Origin of the sequence: Xanthobacter autotrophicus (assembly GCF_030015065.1) — a bacterium.
In the GTDB taxonomy this organism is placed as follows: Bacteria; Pseudomonadota; Alphaproteobacteria; order Rhizobiales; family Xanthobacteraceae; genus Xanthobacter; species Xanthobacter autotrophicus_D.
This window is the reverse complement of sequence record NZ_JAIVFN010000103.1, coordinates 1-16,776: the sequence shown is the minus strand read 5'-3', so window position 1 is coordinate 16,776 and position 16,776 is coordinate 1. Positions and strand designations below refer to the sequence as shown.

At 69.2% G+C, this 16,776-nt stretch carries 12 protein-coding genes and 1 tRNA gene; 8 read left to right on the top strand and 5 right to left on the bottom strand.

The annotated features are described in order from the left end of the window. Positions 1-72: 72 nt before the first annotated feature. Complete coding sequence (locus K9U40_RS17735) at positions 73-717, bottom strand: UbiX family flavin prenyltransferase (protein ID WP_282891463.1); 645 nt, start codon at positions 715-717, stop codon at positions 73-75. A gap of 283 nt (positions 718-1,000) precedes the next feature. Between K9U40_RS17735 and K9U40_RS17730 the strand changes: the two genes are divergently transcribed. From K9U40_RS17730 to K9U40_RS17720, 3 genes are all read left to right on the top strand, one after another. Further along, positions 1,001-1,975 (top strand): LysR family transcriptional regulator, encoded by a 975-nt coding sequence (locus K9U40_RS17730; protein WP_282891462.1) that lies wholly within the window; start codon positions 1,001-1,003, stop codon positions 1,973-1,975. A 97-nt stretch (positions 1,976-2,072) separates the two neighbouring features. Beyond that, a complete protein-coding gene (locus tag K9U40_RS17725; protein ID WP_282891461.1) occupies positions 2,073-3,413 on the top strand; it encodes an alpha-hydroxy acid oxidase in 1,341 nt (446 codons plus the stop codon). Then, the gene (locus K9U40_RS17720; RefSeq protein WP_282891460.1) at positions 3,410-4,840 is read left to right on the top strand and encodes an FAD-binding oxidoreductase; all 1,431 of its coding nucleotides are present in this window, start codon (positions 3,410-3,412) and stop codon (positions 4,838-4,840) included. The genes K9U40_RS17725 and K9U40_RS17720 overlap by 4 nt, the downstream gene beginning before the upstream one ends. A gap of 5 nt (positions 4,841-4,845) precedes the next feature. On the opposite strand, the gene K9U40_RS17715 is transcribed toward K9U40_RS17720, so the two are convergent. After that, positions 4,846-5,349: a TIGR02444 family protein gene (locus K9U40_RS17715; protein ID WP_282891459.1), complete on the bottom strand. Its 504-nt coding sequence runs from the start codon at positions 5,347-5,349 to the stop codon at positions 4,846-4,848. A gap of 281 nt (positions 5,350-5,630) precedes the next feature. Here K9U40_RS17715 and recA point away from each other — a divergent pair, with 281 nt between their 5' ends. Both recA and alaS read left to right on the top strand, forming a co-directional pair. Then, a complete protein-coding gene (recA, locus tag K9U40_RS17710) occupies positions 5,631-6,716 on the top strand; it encodes a recombinase RecA (protein WP_282891458.1) in 1,086 nt (361 codons plus the stop codon). A 208-nt stretch (positions 6,717-6,924) separates the two neighbouring features. Further along, positions 6,925-9,579: an alanine--tRNA ligase gene (alaS, locus tag K9U40_RS17705; protein ID WP_282891457.1), complete on the top strand. Its 2,655-nt coding sequence runs from the start codon at positions 6,925-6,927 to the stop codon at positions 9,577-9,579. A 381-nt stretch (positions 9,580-9,960) separates the two neighbouring features. On the opposite strand, the gene lipB is transcribed toward alaS, so the two are convergent. Beyond that, a complete protein-coding gene (gene lipB / locus K9U40_RS17700; protein WP_282891456.1) occupies positions 9,961-10,716 on the bottom strand; it encodes a lipoyl(octanoyl) transferase LipB in 756 nt (251 codons plus the stop codon). 305 nt (positions 10,717-11,021) lie between these two features. On the opposite strand from lipB, the gene K9U40_RS17695 reads away from it, so the two are divergent. Then, positions 11,022-11,106: transfer RNA gene (locus K9U40_RS17695), tRNA-Leu, on the top strand. Between the two features lie 123 nt (positions 11,107-11,229). Here K9U40_RS17695 and K9U40_RS17690 read toward each other — a convergent pair. Then, positions 11,230-12,012, bottom strand: coding sequence for a polysaccharide deacetylase family protein (locus K9U40_RS17690; RefSeq protein ID WP_282891455.1), 783 nt, complete (start codon positions 12,010-12,012; stop codon positions 11,230-11,232). A 601-nt stretch (positions 12,013-12,613) separates the two neighbouring features. Between K9U40_RS17690 and mgtE the strand changes: the two genes are divergently transcribed. After that, complete coding sequence (gene mgtE, locus K9U40_RS17685) at positions 12,614-14,020, top strand: magnesium transporter (protein WP_282891454.1); 1,407 nt, start codon at positions 12,614-12,616, stop codon at positions 14,018-14,020. Positions 14,021-14,382: 362 nt separating this feature from the next. Further along, the gene (locus K9U40_RS17680) at positions 14,383-16,515 is read left to right on the top strand and encodes a putative bifunctional diguanylate cyclase/phosphodiesterase (RefSeq protein ID WP_282891453.1); all 2,133 of its coding nucleotides are present in this window, start codon (positions 14,383-14,385) and stop codon (positions 16,513-16,515) included. Positions 16,516-16,580: 65 nt separating this feature from the next. Here K9U40_RS17680 and K9U40_RS17675 read toward each other — a convergent pair. Then, the coding region (locus K9U40_RS17675; protein ID WP_282890830.1) for a transposase at positions 16,581-16,776 on the bottom strand (196 nt) is incomplete at its 5' end.

Here is a 16,776-nt window from a genome sequence, read left to right as displayed (position 1 = left end):
GCGGGGCGGGGGCGGGGTTCCAACATGGTTCTTTCTTCCGCTGGGCGAGAAATCGAAAGGCGTGACGGCGTGTCAGGGGGTGATCTGGCGCAGCGGCGGCTTGCGGCGGCGCGGGCCGCTCTCCTCGCCCCAGCGCCGCACGGCGCCCACCTCGATGTCGAACAGGTCGAGCACGCGCCCGACCGTATGGTCGATCATCTCTTCGAGATTGGCCGGCCGGGAGTAGAAGGCCGGCATGGGCGGGGAGATGATGGCGCCCATCTCCGACACCTGGGTCATGGTGCGCAGGTGGCCGGTGTGCAGCGGCGTCTCGCGCGCCATCAGCACGAGGCGGCGGCGCTCCTTCAGCACCACGTCGGCGGCGCGGGTGAGCAGGCTCGCCGTGACGCCCGAGGCGATCTCCGAGAGCGAGCGCATGGAGCAGGGCGCCACCACCATGCCCATGGTGCGGAACGAGCCGGAGGAGATGGCGGCGGCCATGTCGTCCATGGCATGGCAGACGCTGGCGAGCGCCTTCACTTCGGCCACCTTGCGATTGGTCTCATGGGAGAGGGTGATCTCGGCCGTGCGCGACATGACGAGATGGGTCTCGATGCCGGCGTCGCGCAGCAGCTCCAGCATCCGCACGCCGTAGATCACGCCCGAGGCGCCGGAGATGCCGATGATGAGACGTTTCGTCTGCCCTGTGGCGTGATCGTCTCTGGCGCAATCCTGCATGGCGACCCCTCTGAGCGGCGCGACGGCGCGCGTCCGCAATGGCGGCATACGGGCGCACAGGAGGTGCATGGCAAAGGGTAAAGTCGGGCGTTCGCGCAATCGCGCGCCACTCCCTGCCGTCGATCCTCCCGCGCCCACGAGCCGTTTCGGCCTTCTCGGCAACAGCTCCCGCAGGAGCCGTCGAGACCGTCATAGACAGAGCGGACAATCACTGCAAATAATGAATGATTATTGTAGCAATCACTCGTGCTGATTTCACGTGGTGTTCGGAGCATCGGCGGCCATGGACCTCAGGCAGATGCAGTATTTCCTGTGCCTCGCGGAGACCGGCAACGTCACCCGCGCGGCGCGCCAGCTCAACATCGTGCAGCCGGCGCTCAGCATGCAGATCGCCAAGCTGGAGGCGGAGTTCGGCAAGAAGCTGTTCGATCGCAGCGCCCATGGCGTCACCACCACGCCGGCAGGCGAGGCGCTGGCGCGGCTCATCTCGCCCATCGTCCGCGACGTGGAGCACGCCATGCAGGAGATGGCGCGGCTCGACGGGCGGGTCTCCGGCCGGGTGGTGGTGGGGCTCATCACCTCGGTGGCGCAGAGCACGCTCGCCAGTTCCTCCGCCACCGTCGCCGCGCGCTATCCGGACGTGGAGCTGTCGGCGTGCGAGGGCTATACCGAGACCATGTTGGACTGGGTGACGACAGGCCAGCTCGACCTCGCCATCATCAACGTGCCGCGGCAGAAGCGGGGGCTCGCCTCCCAGCACATCCTGGACGAGGAGATGGTGTTCGCCGCGCGCACGGATGCGCCCCTCGACGTGCCGCAGCATCTCGGCTTTTCCGATCTCGATGGGCTTGATCTGGTGCTGCCCTCCAAGCGCCACGGCCTGCGCGCCATCCTGGAGGCGCAGGCGGCGGAAGCCGGCATCGAATTGAAACCGCGCATCGAGATCGACACGCTCTCCGCCATCTGCGAGGTGGTGGCGACCACGGACCTCGCCACCGTGCTGCCCACCATCGCCCTGCATCAGGTGCTGGCCGCCGGCCGCGTGCGCGCGCACCGCTTCGCGACGCCGCTCACCCGCTCCATCGCCGTGGTCCACCACCCGCGCCGGGCAATCTCGGCGGCGGCCCAGGCGGTGGTGGAGGTGATCCGGCAGGATCTGGTGGATGCCGCCGCCTCGGCGCTGACCTTCGTGCGCCCGGCCGCCGAGGCGCCGCCCGAGCGGCGGCTGGCGGCGAAGCCGAAAGATCAGCGCAGGTGATTTCTGCGATAATTCGTAATTATTTGCGGTGATGGCCTTTCGCGCTCTACCAAAGCGCAAACACGACAAGACAAGGAAATGCCATGGAGTCCGTGCAATGACGGACCGCGCCATCACCGGGCGCGCCTCTGCCGCCCCCGCCGCCGTCCCGCCCGCGGCCTCTCCCGCGGCCGCTCTGTCGTCTGCGTCCGCTTCCGCGGCCTCTCTGTCGTCTACGTCCGCTTCCGCGGCCGCCTGGGGCGCCGGCTCCGGCACCAGCGCCGCCGCGCGGCTGAAGCAGCGGATGCCGACGCTGGACTATCTGGAGCGGGCGGCGCGGCGCCGCATTCCCCGCTTCGCCTATGACTTCCTGGAAGGCGGCACCGGCGCCGACGTGGGCATCGCCGAGAACCGCGCGGCGCTGGATGCGGTGAAGCTCGTGCCGCGCTATGGCGCGCCGGGGCCGGTGAACACCGCGACCGAGCTGTTCGGCACCCGCTACAGTGCGCCGCTCGGCATCTCGCCGGTGGGCGTGGACGGCCTCGTCTGGCCCGGTGCCACCCGGCTCCTCGCCAAGGCGGCGGCGAAGGCGCGCATTCCCTATGTGGTCGGCACGCTGGCCGGCGCCTCCATCGAGGAGGTGGCGGCGCTCGCCGGCGACTGCACCTGGTTCCAGCTCTACGGGCTGCCGGGCCGCGATCATCTCGTCACCTTGGATCTCGTGCGCCGGGCCGAGGCGGCGGGCGCCCGCGCCCTCGTCGCGACGCTGGACGCCCCGGTGCGCTCCAAGCGCCCGCGCGATCTGTCCAACGGGCTGGTTGTGCCCTTCCGCACCACGGCGCGCACCGTGCGCGACGTGGCCCTCGCCTGGCCGTGGGCGCTGGCGCTGGCGAAGGCCGGCACGCCCCAGTTCGCCAACATGGCGCCCTATGTGGAGGCGCCCGCGACGATGCCCAAGACCGCCGGCTTCGTGCAGACCGAGATCAAGGGCACATTTTCCTGGGAGGCGGTGAAGCGCCTGCGCGATGCCTGGCCCCGCGCGCTGGTGATGAAGGGCGTGATGCACCCGGCCGACGCGGAGACGGCGCTCTCCATCGGCGTGGACGGCATCCTCGTCTCCAACCATGGCGGCCGCCAGCTCGATGCGGCGCCCGCCGCCATTGACGTTCTGCCGGCCATTGCGGCGACGGTGGGGACCCGCGCCACCGTGCTGTTCGACAGCGGCATCCGCTCCGGCCTCGACGTGGCCCGCGCGCTGGCGCTGGGGGCGACAGGCACCTTCTGCGGCCGCGCCTTCCTCATCGGCCTCGCCGGCATCGGCGACGGCGGCGCGGACTATGTGGCGGAGCTGCTGACGGAAGAATTGCAGGTGGCCATGGGCCAGCTCGGCGTGCGCGATCTCCCGTCCCTCCGGGGCGTGGAGCGGCGGCACGCCGGCGCCTTCGCGTTTCAGCCGTGACGGCGCGTCCCGATCCCGCCGTCCTCGACCGCCTCAGGCTGGTGATGGGGCCGGCGGGGGTGCTGGACAGCCCGGCCGATACCGCGCCGTTCCGCACCTCCTTCGGCGGCATCTTCCGGGGGGAGGCGGCCCTCGTGCTGCGCCCCGCCTCGACGCAGGAGGTGGCTGAGGTGGTGCGCCTCTGCGCCGAGGGCCGCATCCCCATCGTGCCGCAGGGCGGCAACACCGGCCTTGCCGGCGGCGCCCAGCCGGATGGTTCCGGCGCGTCCGTCATCCTCAGCGTGGACCGGATGCGCAAGGTGCGCGCGGTGGACGTGGTCAACGACACCCTCACCGTGGAAGCCGGCGTGACCCTCGCCGAGGTGCAGGCCGTGGCCGAGCGGGTGGACCGGCTGTTCCCCCTCACCCTCGCCTCGGAAGGTTCCTGCCGCATCGGCGGCAACCTTGCCACCAATGCCGGCGGCACGCAGGTTCTGCGCTATGGCAACATGCGCGCCCTCGCCCTCGGGCTGGAGGTGGTGCTGCCGGACGGGCGCATCTGGGACGGGCTGCGGGGCCTGCGGAAGGACAATGCGGGCTACGATCTGAAGCAGCTTTTCATTGGCTCGGAGGGGACGCTGGGCATCATCACTGCAGCGGTGCTGCGCCTGTTCCCGCGCCCGCGCGCCACGGCCACGACGTTCGCGGCGATCCCCGATCCGGCGGCAGCCATCGCGTTTCTCGGGCTGGCGAAGGCGCGCCTCGGCGACAGCCTTTCCGCCTTCGAGCTGATGCGCGCCCCGAGCCTTGCCCATGCGGTGGCGGCCGTGCCCGGTCTCGCCTCCCCCTTCGCCGAGGCGTATCCTTGGTATCTGCTGGTGGAAGCGAGCGCGCAGGAGGCGGGTGAAGGGCTCGGCTCGGCGCTGGAAGGGCTTCTCGCGCAGGGGCTGGAGGAGGGGCTGGTGCTCGATGCCGTCATCGCCGCTTCCGGCGCGCAGCGGCGCAACCTGTGGGCGCTGCGCGAGGCGCAGGCGGAAGCCCAGGCCCATGCCGGCAAGGGTGTGAAGCACGACATCAGCGTGCCGGTCTCCGCCATCCCCGCCTTCGTCGCGCGGGCCGACGCGGCGCTCCTGGCGCGCTTTCCCGGCATCCTGCCCTTCACCTTCGGCCATGTGGGCGACGGCAACCTGCACTACAATCCGGTGATGCCGGCCGACTGGACGGACGAGATGCGCCCGGCGCGGGCGGGCGAGATCAACCGCATCGTCCATGATGTGGTGGCGGACCTCGGCGGCTCCATCAGCGCCGAGCACGGCCTCGGCCAATTGCGCGTCGCCGAGGCGGAGCACTACAAGTCCGCCGTGGAACTGGACCTGATGCGCGCGGTGAAGGCGGCGTTGGACCCCCACGGCCTCATGAACCCCGGCAAGGTGCTGCGGGCGCGCTGAACCGGTCAGACGGCGGAGGCGATGCGCCGCACGGTGGCCTCTTCCTCCGATGTGAGCGAGCGGCCGGCAAAGGCCTCCACCGCTTGCGCCATAGCGGCGAAGGCAAGGGCCGCCGCATTGGCATCGGGGGGCGCGGGCGGTCCGTTGGCGAGGGTGCCCAGCTCCTCCAGTTCGATGATCTCGGCGGCGATCTCGATCGCCTGCACCTCGGCGCGCAGCTTCGCCGTGCGCGCGTCCGGCGCCGGGTGGGGGCCGGTCTTGAGGCGGCGGCGGATGGCGCGCAGCGGGCGGACCACCTCGCCATGCCACTCGGCCACCAGCGCCCGCGCGGCGGCGATGTCGGCGGCGCCGATCTCAAGGCGCAGCGCCGCCCCGCGCCAGGCCGCGAAGAGGAGGATGTTCACGTCGAGCCCGGCGCTCTCCTGCAAGGTGAGGCAGGCGGGCGGCACGCCCTCGCGGGCGTAGAGGGCGAGGGCGAAGTCCTTCAGGGTGGGGGTGCCGTCCGCCATGGTCGCGCCCTTTCTCATCTCTGCCGAACGCTTAGGGGAGGGGCGTGCCGGGGGCAATGCACCGCCATTGCCGCGCCGAAGGAAGGCTGGTTCACCTGCCGCAAACCAGGAGGGGTCAGTCATGCCCGATGGCGCAGATGGCGGGACGCCGCAGATCTTCGTGCTCGTCCAAAAGGATGGGCCGCGCCGAGAGCGGATCGAGAACATATTGCGAACGGGGAACAAAACATGTACATCTTGCCAGTTCTCATTTCCCCTTGCGCCAGCACTGGAGCGCGGCGATGACTCAGGCGACACTCCGACTCGTCGAAGGTTCTTCCATGGATAAGACCAAGGCGCTGGATGCCGCGCTCTCCCAGATCGAGCGGCATTTCGGCAAGGGCTCGATCATGCGGCTCGGCAAGGGCGGCAAAGCCTTGGAGATCGAGAGCATTCCCACCGGCTCGCTGGGGCTTGACATCGCGCTGGGCATTGGCGGCCTGCCCAAGGGGCGCGTCGTCGAGATCTTCGGGCCGGAATCCTCCGGCAAGACCACGCTCGCCCTCCATACGGTGGCGGAATCGCAGAAGCGCGGCGGTACCTGCGCCTTCATTGATGCGGAGCACGCCCTCGACCCCATCTATGCGCGCAAACTCGGGGTCAATCTTGACGAGCTCCTGATCTCCCAGCCCGACGCCGGCGAGCAGGCGCTGGAGATTGCCGACACGCTGGTGCGCTCGGGCGCCGTCGACGTGCTGGTGGTCGATTCGGTGGCCGCGCTCACCCCGCGCGCCGAGCTCGACGGCGAGATGGGCGACAACCAGCCCGGCATGCAGGCGCGCCTCATGAGCCAGGCGTTGCGCAAGCTCACGGCCTCCATCTCCAAGTCCAACACTATGGTCATCTTCATCAACCAGATCCGGATGAAGATCGGCGTCATGTACGGCTCGCCGGAGACCACCACCGGCGGCAACGCGCTCAAGTTCTATGCCTCGGTGCGCCTCGACATCCGGCGCATCGGCATGATCAAGGAGCGCGACGAGGTGGTGGGCAACCAGACCCGCGTGAAGGTGGTCAAGAACAAGCTTGCCCCGCCCTTCAAGCAGGTTGAGTTCGACATCATGTATGGCGAGGGCGTCTCCAAGACGGGCGAATTGCTCGATCTCGGCGTCAAGGCCGGCGTGGTGGAGAAGTCGGGGGCCTGGTTCTCGTTCGACAGCCAGCGCCTCGGCCAGGGCCGCGAGAATGCCAAGACCTTCCTGAAGCAGAATCAGGAGGCGGCGGGGCGCATCGAGGCGGCCATTCGCCAGAATGCCGGCCTGATCGCCGAAAAGATCCTTGCCGGCTCGCCGGAGGAGGATGTCGAGGGCGATGCGGCGGACGCCTGATCCGCCCCGGCGCGCGGCATCGCGCCGGCGGGCCATCCAGCCGTTTCTGGACAAGCGGCGCACCCATCGCTAAACGAACCCGGTTCCGGCGGGCCTCATCGCCCTGTTGCCGGAACCGCACGGCGGGCCTTCGGGCGGCGCCGGCGCGAAGCGATCACCAGAGCCGGATTCCGCGCTGGGACCGGCGCGTAAGGATTGTGGCCGGCACATGAGCGGCGTCAACGAGATCCGGTCGAGCTTCATCGACTACTTCGTCAAAGAGGGGCACGAGGCGGTTTCCTCCTCGCCCCTCGTGCCGCAGAACGACCCCACGCTCATGTTCACCAATGCGGGCATGGTGCAGTTCAAGAACGTCTTCACCGGCGTCGAGAAACGGCCCTATTCCCGCGCTGTGACCTCGCAGAAATGCGTGCGCGCCGGCGGCAAGCACAACGATCTCGACAATGTGGGCTACACCGCGCGGCACCACACCTTCTTCGAGATGCTCGGCAATTTCTCGTTCGGCGACTATTTCAAGGACCGGGCCATCGAGCTTGCCTGGAACCTCGTCACCCGCACCTTCGACCTGCCGCGCGATCGTCTCGTGGTCACCGTCTTCAGCGAGGACGACGAGGCCTACGGGCTGTGGAAGAAGATCGCCGGCCTGTCGGACGACAAGATCATCCGCATTCCCACCTCCGACAATTTCTGGTCCATGGGCGACACCGGCCCGTGCGGCCCCTGCTCCGAGATCTTCTTCGACCACGGCCCGCACGTGCCCGGCGGTCCGCCCGGCTCGCCGGACCAGGATGGCGACCGCTTCATCGAGATCTGGAATCTCGTCTTCATGCAGTTCGAGCAGCTGCCGGGTGGCGAGCGCCTGGCGCTGCCGCGGCCGTCCATCGACACCGGCATGGGGCTGGAGCGCGTCTCGGCGGTGCTCCAGGGCGTGCACGACAATTACGATACCGACCTCATGCGCGCCCTCATCGCCGAGGTGGCGGAGCTGACCTCGGTGGATCCCGACGGCCCGCAGAAGGCGAGCCATCGTGTCATTGCGGACCACCTGCGCGCGTCGGTCTTCCTTACCGCTGACGGCGTGCTGCCTTCCAATGAAGGGCGCGGCTATGTGCTGCGCCGGATCATGCGGCGCGCCATGCGCCATGCGCAGCTGCTCGGCGCCAGGGATCCGCTGATGCATCGCCTGGTGCCAGTGCTGGTGCGCGAGATGGGCCGGGCCTATCCCGAGATCGTCCGTGCCGAAGCCCTCTCCGAGGAGACGCTGCTGCTGGAGGAGACGCGCTTCCGCCGCACCCTCGAGCGCGGCCTCTCCATCCTCGAGGAGGAGAGCGCCGGACTGACCTCGGGCGGCCAGTTCCCCGGCGAGGTGGCGTTCAAGCTCTACGACACTTACGGCTTCCCGCTCGATCTCACGCAGGACGCCCTGCGCGCCCGCGGCATCTCCGTGGATACCACGGCCTTCAATGCGGCCATGGCGCGGCAGAAGGCGGAGGCTCGGGCGAGCTGGGCCGGCTCGGGCGAGGCGGCCACCGACACGCTCTGGTTCTCCGTGCGCGATGCCGTCGGCGCCACCGAGTTTCTCGGCTACGAGGCGGAGAGGGCGGAGGGCGTCGTCGCCGCGCTGGTGCGTGACGGCGTGGAGGTGGAGAGCCTCACCGCCGGCGAGAAGGGCCTTGTCATCCTTAACCAGACCCCATTTTACGCCGAGTCCGGCGGCCAGGTGGGCGACATCGGGCGCATGAGCGGGGAGGGGGGCATTACCGCGGAGGTGGTGGCCACCCAGAAGAAGCTCGGCGATCTCTTCGTCCATGAGGTGAAGGTCGAGGCCGGCAGCCTGAAGCGCGGCACCGCGCTGGTGCTGGAGGTGGACCATGCCCGCCGCGCCGCCGTGCGCGCCAACCATTCGGCCACCCACCTGCTGCACGAGGCGCTGCGGCGCGTGCTCGGCGACCATGTGGCCCAGAAGGGCTCGCTGGTGGCGCCGGACCGCCTGCGGTTCGACTTCTCCCATCCCAAGCCGCTGAGCGGCGACGAACTCGCCGAGGTGGAGACCATCGCCAACCGCTTCGTGCTGCGCAACGAGCCGGTGGAAACCCGCATCATGGCGGTCGATGATGCCATCACCTCCGGGGCGCGGGCGCTGTTCGGCGAGAAGTATGGCGACGAGGTGCGCGTCGTCTCCATGGGCACCGACGACGGCAACGGCGCGCCTTATTCGGTGGAGCTGTGCGGCGGCACCCATGTGAGGCGCACCGGCGACATCGGCCTCATCTCGGTGGTATCGGAGGGCGCGGTGGCCTCCGGCGTGCGGCGCATCGAGGCGCTCACCGCCGATGCCGCGCGCCGTCACCTCAACGCCGCGTCGTCGGCCCTGGCGGGGACCGCCGCGGTGCTCAAGGCGCCGGTATCCGAGGTGGAGGCGCGGGTCGCGGTTTTGGTGGAGGAGCGCCGACGGCTCGAGCGCGAACTGGCCGACGCCCGCAAGAAGCTCGCCATGGGCGGTGGCGGCGAGGCGTCGGGCGATGCGGTGCGCGCGGTGGGCGACACCAAGCTCCTCGCCCGCCGCGTGGAGGGCATCGAGGTCAAGGATCTCAAGGGCCTGGTGGACGAGGGCAAGAAGCAGATCGGGTCCGGAGTGGTCGCCATCGTCGGCGTGACCTCCGACGGCAAGGCCGGCATCGTGGTGGGTGTCACCGCCGATCTCACCGGGCGCTTCGACGCGGTCAAGCTGGTGCGCCTGGGCTCGGAAGCCCTTGGCGGCAAGGGCGGCGGCGGACGCCCCGACATGGCGCAGGCCGGAGGACCCGACGGCGACAAGGCGGAAGCCGCCCTCGATGCCATCGCCGCGGCCATGGCGGGCTGAGCCGAGGCGTGGTGCCGGGCTTGTCCTCCGGGGTGACGCGCAGGCGGGGGCAGCCGTGGTGCGCCGCGCCTGCGCAAGAGCGCGATCCGATCAGATTGGCTCTATCTGATCGGTGAATCGCCCTCTGACTTGATGATGGAGAACGCGTTATCCGATCAGCTTGCAACGCAGGCTGATCGGCGTGTGCTCCAGACGGGCGGCGCCGGCTTGTCATGGCGTCACATCACTGCGGCACGTCACGGGGGCACGCCATGGCGGGACCTTGTCCTTTGCCCCTCGCGCCTTGCCCCTCGCGTGCCCGCCGGTCGGATCGCGCCGCTGTTCCGGTCGGAGAACGTGTTCTCTTCCCTTGGGTTCAGTGGGGGCACCGAGCAGGTCGAGTCAGTCCGCTCGCATCGCCTCCTCGCCCTCGCGCGCCACCGCGATGGTTGGCGCGGCTGCGGGCACGGTTGGGCCGAATACCTCCTCGAAAGCGATACGCAGCACCGAATCGACCTCGCCCATGCTCACCGGCAGGCCGAGGTCGGCGAGGCTCGTGACGCCGTGCTCGCGGACTCCGCAGGGCACGATGCCGCCGAAATGGGACAGGTCCGGCTCCACGTTCAGGGAGATGCCGTGGAACGTCACCCAGCGGCGCACCCGGATGCCGATGGCGGCGACCTTGTCCTCACCGCCGCCGCGCCGGCGCACCCAGACGCCCACCCGGTCCTCCCGCCGCTCGCCGGTGACGTTGAACGCCGACAGCGCGCCGATGATCCAGGCTTCCAGTGCGCTCACATAGCGCCGCACGTCCGGCGAGCGCCGCTTCAGGTCCAGCATCACATAGGCCACGCGCTGGCCGGGGCCGTGATAGGTGAACTGTCCGCCGCGCCCGGTCTCGTAGACGGGGAAGCGCGCCTCCACGAGATCCTCGGGGCGGGCGCTGGTGCCGGCGGTATAGAGGGGCGGATGCTCCAGCAGCCACACGCATTCGCGCGCCGTGCCGTCGGCAATGGCGGCGACCCGCGCTTCCATGGCGGCGTGCGCGGCGGGATAGGGGATGAGGCCGTCGCTGACGGCCCATTCCACGGGCGGGGCGTCGGCGACCGATGGCCGGAACTGGGTCTCGAGGCTGGCGCGGGGGGCGGTGGCGGTCATGGGGAGATGCTTTAATCCATCGCGACGCTGGGTCCAGTCCTCCGTGCACGCGCTGCGCCGCGGGCCGTGCGATTGGCCGTCCCGCACCTTCCGTCCCGCTCCGGGAGCCGGCGGATTTCCCCCATCCGCCCGCAGCGGCCGGAGCCGGTCCGGCGTCGGGGCGAAGGTCAGTCATCCACAGGCATGGGGCTGATGACGTGGCCGTTGCGGGAGGCACTTGTGGCCGCCAATCCGATCTGTTAGACGATGGCCCCCGGCCGGAAGCGGTCCTTCATCGGAACCCCCGGACGGAGCCATCCCTGACTGCGGTCGTGGCGGAATTGGTAGACGCGCTAGCTTGAGGTGCTAGTGGGGAGACCCGTGGAGGTTCGAGTCCTCTCGTCCGCACCAGTGGATTGGTGAGCGTTCCGCGCCATGGGCGCGTGCACGAGACGGGCGGCCTCCGGGCCGCCTTTTTCGTTTCCGCTGCTTGTCGTTTCAGTCCGACGCTGCGGTCTTGCGCGAATCCGGGCTTCATCCGGGCGCCTTCGGCACCACGTGCACCACCTTGTATCCGCGCTCGGCCAAGGCGCGCAGGAAGCCGGGAATCATGGCGGCGGTGTAGCTCTTGGTGTCGTGGAACAGCACGATGCCTCCGCCCGCCGCATCGAGCCGCTTCAATACCAGGTCCAGTTCCGCCTCGGGCGTCATCACGTTCCAGTCGCTGGCCCAGAAGTCGGCGCCGAACACGGCGATCCCCTTGCCGTCCAGAAAGGCCAGCAGCTCGGGCGTCGAGGCGAAGCCGGGGAAGCGGAAAAAGGGCACGCGGGGCGCCGGCCCGCTCGCCCCGTAGGCCGCGACCTCGTCCGCGGCGATCCCCCGCTCGATCTCCCTCACCGCCGCGTCGAACGGGATCCTGGCCAGGGTGGCGGAGGGGTGGGTCAGGGTGTGGTGGGCGATGGTGTGGCCCTCGGCACGGGCGCGGCGCACCAGCGCGGGCCGGGCCTTCGCATTCTCGCCGATGAGGAAGAAGGTGGCCTGGACGCATTCCGCCTTGAGCGCGTCGAGGATGGCCGCGGTCGTTCCGGGCCATGGACCGTCATCGAAAGTGAGCACCACTTCCTTCGGCGCCAGGGGCAGGGTGCCCGGAAACGACTTGGTCCCGACCCGCACGCCCTTTGGGTCGATCTCCATGACGCGGGCGGTGCCGAGCGCATCGGGACGGCCGGGACAGGTCTCGGCCGCGTGTGCGCGAGCGGTGTGAAGGGGAAGGAGCAGGCTCAGGAGCACCGCAAGGTGCCGGATCAGAAGGGCCATGTCCCCACCATTCCCATCCCCATTCTCCGATTCGGATAAAAGCAAGACATGACAGTATTTTAAGGGCATGTCCTGCGACCGGACACGAATCTTCGCCCAGGCCGTCTCAAGCGGGCGGATGGGACAGAAGCGAAGCGGATTCCGGGCGAAATCTCCAGTCCGGGGCGCCGGTCCGCCTCAATCCGATTCCGGAGGACTGCAACAATTATTCATAATATATTGAAATATAACAATTTATTCTAAATTGACGGCCGCCGCCGGTCGGCTGCGACGCTCGGACGCGCGTCATTTAAACCTTGTTGCCAACTCTTTCAAAGAAGTGCGGGTGACGGCTTCACAAATCGGCTCCATGCCTCTAGAGCACGTCTCGATCGGACTGCACCGCAATCCTGTCGCTCAAACGTTCTATGACTGAAATCCGGAGACCGATTCGCGGCGCAGGCTGGGTTCAGGCTGGGTCGGTCCGGCTCCGGAGCCTCATGCGGGTTCCGAACCATTTCGCCGTGCGGCGGAGGCTTCGGCCCGTCACCCCCGAGCCGTGCCCGAGTTCCCATGCGGAGCGGGGCGCCCGACCCCCGCCTCGAAGACCGGGAGGAAGCCCATGCGCGAGGATGCCGACGCGCCTGTCGCCGAGGACGCCGCCCCCGAGGTGCGCGACACCGACGGCAGCCTGGCCGACGGGTTCCGGACGGCCATCCGCGAGGCCCTCGCCGCGCGCGACGTGGACCGGCTGAAGGCGCTCACCGCCGATCTGCATGAAGCGGACATGGGCGACCTCATCGAGGAGCTGGACGGCGACGAACGCCGCCGGCTCATCGAGCTGCTGGGCACCGCCTTCGACTTCACCGCGCTCACCGAGCTCGACGAGACCGTGCGCCTCGGCATCCTGCGGGGGCTGTCGCCGCTCACCATCGCGCGCGGCATGCGCGATCTCGCCTCGGACGACGCCGTCTACATCCTCGAGGACCTGGACGAGGAAGAGATGGCCGCGGTGCTGGAGCACCTGCCGGCACCCGAGCGCGTCGCCCTCCAGCGCTCCCTCGACTATCCGGAGGAGAGCGCCGGCCGGCGCATGCAGACCGAGTTCATCGCCGTCCCGCCCTTCTGGACGGTGGGCCGGACCATCGACTACATGCGCGAGACCCGCGACCTGCCGGAGACCTTCTACGAGGTGTTCGTGGTGGACCCGGCCTATCGCCTCGTGGGGTCGATCTCCCTCGACCGGCTGCTGCGCACCAGGCGTCCGATCCTGGTGACCCAGGTGAAGACCGAGCAGCTGAAGGTGGTGAAGGCCACCGACGATCAGGAGGACGTGGCGCGCATGTTCGAGCGCTACAACCTCGTCTCCGCCCCCGTGGTGGACGATGCCGGCCGGCTCGTGGGCGTCATGACCATCGACGATGTGGTGGACGTGATCCAGGAGGAGGCGGACGAGGACCTGCGCGCCCTCGCCGGCGTCGGCAGCGACGAGGAGTTGTCCGACAGCGTCGCCTATACCGCGCGAAGCCGCCTGCCCTGGCTGCTGATCAATCTCGGCACCGCCTTCATCTCGGCCTCCATCATCGGCCTGTTCGAGGCCACCATCGAGAAGATGGTGGCGCTCGCGGTGCTGATGCCCATCGTCGCCTCCATGGGCGGCAATGCCGGCACCCAGACCATGACGGTGGCGGTGCGCGCGCTCGCGACCAAGGAATTGTCCAGCCACAATGCCCGCCGCATCGTCTCGCGCGAGGTGCTGGTGGGGCTGTTCAACGGCCTGGCCCTGGCCTGCCTGCTGGGCCTGATCGCCGGATTGTGGTTCGCCAACATCCAGCTGGGCGCCGTCATCTCCACCGCGCTGGTGATGAACATGATGGTGGCGGGGCTCGTCGGCAGCCTCGTCCCCCTCGGCATCTCATGGATGAAGCTCGATCCCGCGGTCGCGTCCGGCGTGTTCGTGACCACGATGACGGATACGGTGGGCTTCCTCGCCTTCCTTGGCCTCGCCACCTGGTGGTTCGGGGCTTAGACGCGATCCTTCAAATTCAAGAAGGAGAACGCGCCGTCGGCGTCCGTCCGCGCTTGTCCCGTGCGCCGCAAGCTCCGGCCGGCACCTTGCGCCGGTTGCGTCATGGCACGACCAATTTACATTGGTTGCAATGGCTTCGGCGACCTGACGGCGCGGGTCCCGGACCCTGTTCCCCTTGCGCCAGCTGGGAATCTATCGGACAAATCTGCCGCTCGCGGCCCTTATCCGCGCGCGGCTGCCGAGGCCCGGAGCCAAGCAAGCGCGAGACGCATCCCACACAGGAGGGCCGAGCCATTTCCCCCCGACAGGGCAGTCCTGGTCATCGTTTCCTCCCGGCCGGCCTCGCGGCGCTGGCGCTTCTGGTGGCAGGCCTCGTCACGGTCTTCGTGCTGGCCGGGCTGCGCCAGGACGACAAGGCGCGCGTGCGTGAGCGTACCGCGCTGCTCGCCTCCCTGCGTGCCCGCGAAGCGGTGATGGCGCAGGCGCTCGTCACCACCAACGACGAGCAGGACACGCTGAAGCATCTGGTGAGCGGCGACTTCACCCCCCTTCATCGCAGCTTCGGCCTGAAGCTCCATGACGGCTTCGGCTTCGAATTCGTCTACATCACGGATGCCAGGGGCAACGTCATCTATTCCTCCGAGCGGGGACAGCAGAACCAGCTGCATGCCTTCAGCTGGATTCGGCCCGCCATCCAGCGGGCGCTCGCCGAGGGGCAGAAGGCGGCGCTTTCCGGCGTGGTCGCCAGCCAGGACGCGGCCGGGCTGATGGTGGCCCGCCCGTTCGACGAGAAGGTCGAGGGCCTCGACGTCGCACAGCCGCTGGTGGCCATCACCGTGGATGTCATTGATCCCGATTTCCTCAGGATGGTCGGTGGGCCTGCGAGCCTCGACGATGTGGAGCTGATCCAGCACCCCCACGGCGGCGAGCGGAAGCCGGGCGTCTTCGTTCCCAATCTCTATGACGGCTCCGAGGCGGAGCTGGTGTGGCGGAGCACGCAGCCCGGCAGCAGGATGCTGTGGGGACTGATGCCGGCGGCGGTGGTGCTCACCAGCCTGCTCGCCGTGCTCTTTCTCGTGCTCATGGTGCGCGCGCGCCGCATGGCCGCGGCCCTCATCGCCAGCGAGGCCAAGGCGCGGGCGCTCGCCGCGCGCGACTATCTGACCGGCCTGCTCAATCGCGGCGCCTTCATCGAGGCGCTGGACGCGGCCATCGCCGGCCGTCGCAACGGGGAGACGCTGGCGCTGCTGTTCGTGGATCTCGACGACTTCAAGGAGATCAACGACCGCGCCGGCCACGCCGCCGGCGACGACCTGCTGCGGGCCGTGGCCCGGCGGCTGGAGGAGGCGCTGGGCGAGGGGACGCTGGTGGCCCGGTTCGGCGGCGACGAGTTCGTCGCGGCCCTGCGCTGCCGCGAGGACGGCGACCTTGACCGCGTGGTGGAACGGCTGTTCCGGATGCTGGAGCCTCCGGTGCTGCTGGAGCAGGGCGGCGAACTGGGGGTGAGCGCATCGGTGGGCGCCGCCCGGGTGCCGCAGGATGCCGCCACCGGCGCCGACCTCATGCGGCTCGCCGACGTCGCCCTCTACAAGGCCAAGGCCGATGGCGCCGGCCTGTTTCGCCTGTTCGAGCCCGGCTTCGAGCAGGCGCAGATCCGCCGCCGCCACGTCGAGGCGGAGCTTGCGGCGGCGCTGGACAAGGGCGAGATCAAGCTGGTCTACCAGCCCCAGGTGGATGTGGAGAGCGAGCGCATCGTCGGCTTCGAGGTGCTGGCGCGCTGGGATCATCCCATCCGGGGGCGGATCCTGCCGGGCGAGTTCATGCCCGTGGCCGAAAGCTCCCGCCTCATGGGGCGCTTCGACACTTATGTGCTGCGCCTGGCGCTGGTGGAGGCGCGCGCGCTGCCCGGCGTCACCCTCTCGGTGAACATGTCGGCGCTCAACCTGCGCAACGGCGCCATCTTCCAGACGGTGGCCGAGGCGCTGGCCGAGACCGGCTTCGATCCCGCCCGGCTGGAGATCGAGATTACCGAGAGCGCCATCCTCGACGCTGCCGGCGACACCCAGGCCGCGCTGGAGAAGCTGCGGGACATGGGGGTGCGCCTCGCCCTTGACGATTTCGGCACCGGCCACGCCTCGCTGGTGCATGTGCGGCGTTTTCCCATCACCAAGCTCAAGATCGACAAGTCCTTCATCCTCAATCTCGGCACCGACCGGGATGCATCGGCCATCGTGGAATATGTGGTGCGCCTCGGCCGCTCCCTCGGCATCACCCTGACCGCCGAAGGGGTGGAGACCCGCGAGCAGCTGCGCTTCTTGAGGGCTTTCGGCGCGCAGCAGGCGCAGGGCTATCTGTTCGCGCCGCCGCTGCCCCTGGTGGCGGCCGCGGCCATGCTGGAGCGGCAGCAGGCGGCCGCGCATGGCGTCGCCGCGCCTGACGCTGCCGGCGGGGCGGGGGTACCCGAGGCATCGGCTGTGTCGCGACAGCCGAGCTAGAGAACGCGCCGATCGGCTCGCATCGCAGGCTGATCGGACAACGCGTTGTCTGTCATTAAGAGCGCCTAACAAAACTTGGCGATGGCTCTGAAGCATATGATTGCGGCGGCGAGGACGCAGAATGCGCGGTAGAGATCGGCGTGGCGCTCGTATCGGATGGCGAGGCGCCGGAACTGGTTGATCCAGGCGAAGGTGCGCTCAACCACCCATCGGTGCTTGCCGAGGTGCTCAGAACTGTCGACGCCGCGGCGGGCGATACGG

Coding starts and splice junctions, on each gene's coding strand:
- K9U40_RS17730 (WP_282891462.1), top strand. CDS start 1,001: ATGGACCTCAGGCAGATGCAGTATTTCCTGTGCCTCGCGGAGACCGGC.
- K9U40_RS17735 (WP_282891463.1), bottom strand. CDS start 717: ATGCAGGATTGCGCCAGAGACGATCACGCCACAGGGCAGACGAAACGT.
- alaS (WP_282891457.1), top strand. CDS start 6,925: ATGAGCGGCGTCAACGAGATCCGGTCGAGCTTCATCGACTACTTCGTC.
- K9U40_RS17725 (WP_282891461.1), top strand. CDS start 2,073: ATGACGGACCGCGCCATCACCGGGCGCGCCTCTGCCGCCCCCGCCGCC.
- lipB (WP_282891456.1), bottom strand. CDS start 10,716: ATGACCGCCACCGCCCCCCGCGCCAGCCTCGAGACCCAGTTCCGGCCA.
- recA (WP_282891458.1), top strand. CDS start 5,631: ATGACTCAGGCGACACTCCGACTCGTCGAAGGTTCTTCCATGGATAAG.
- K9U40_RS17690 (WP_282891455.1), bottom strand. CDS start 12,012: ATGGCCCTTCTGATCCGGCACCTTGCGGTGCTCCTGAGCCTGCTCCTT.
- K9U40_RS17715 (WP_282891459.1), bottom strand. CDS start 5,349: ATGGCGGACGGCACCCCCACCCTGAAGGACTTCGCCCTCGCCCTCTAC.
- mgtE (WP_282891454.1), top strand. CDS start 12,614: ATGCGCGAGGATGCCGACGCGCCTGTCGCCGAGGACGCCGCCCCCGAG.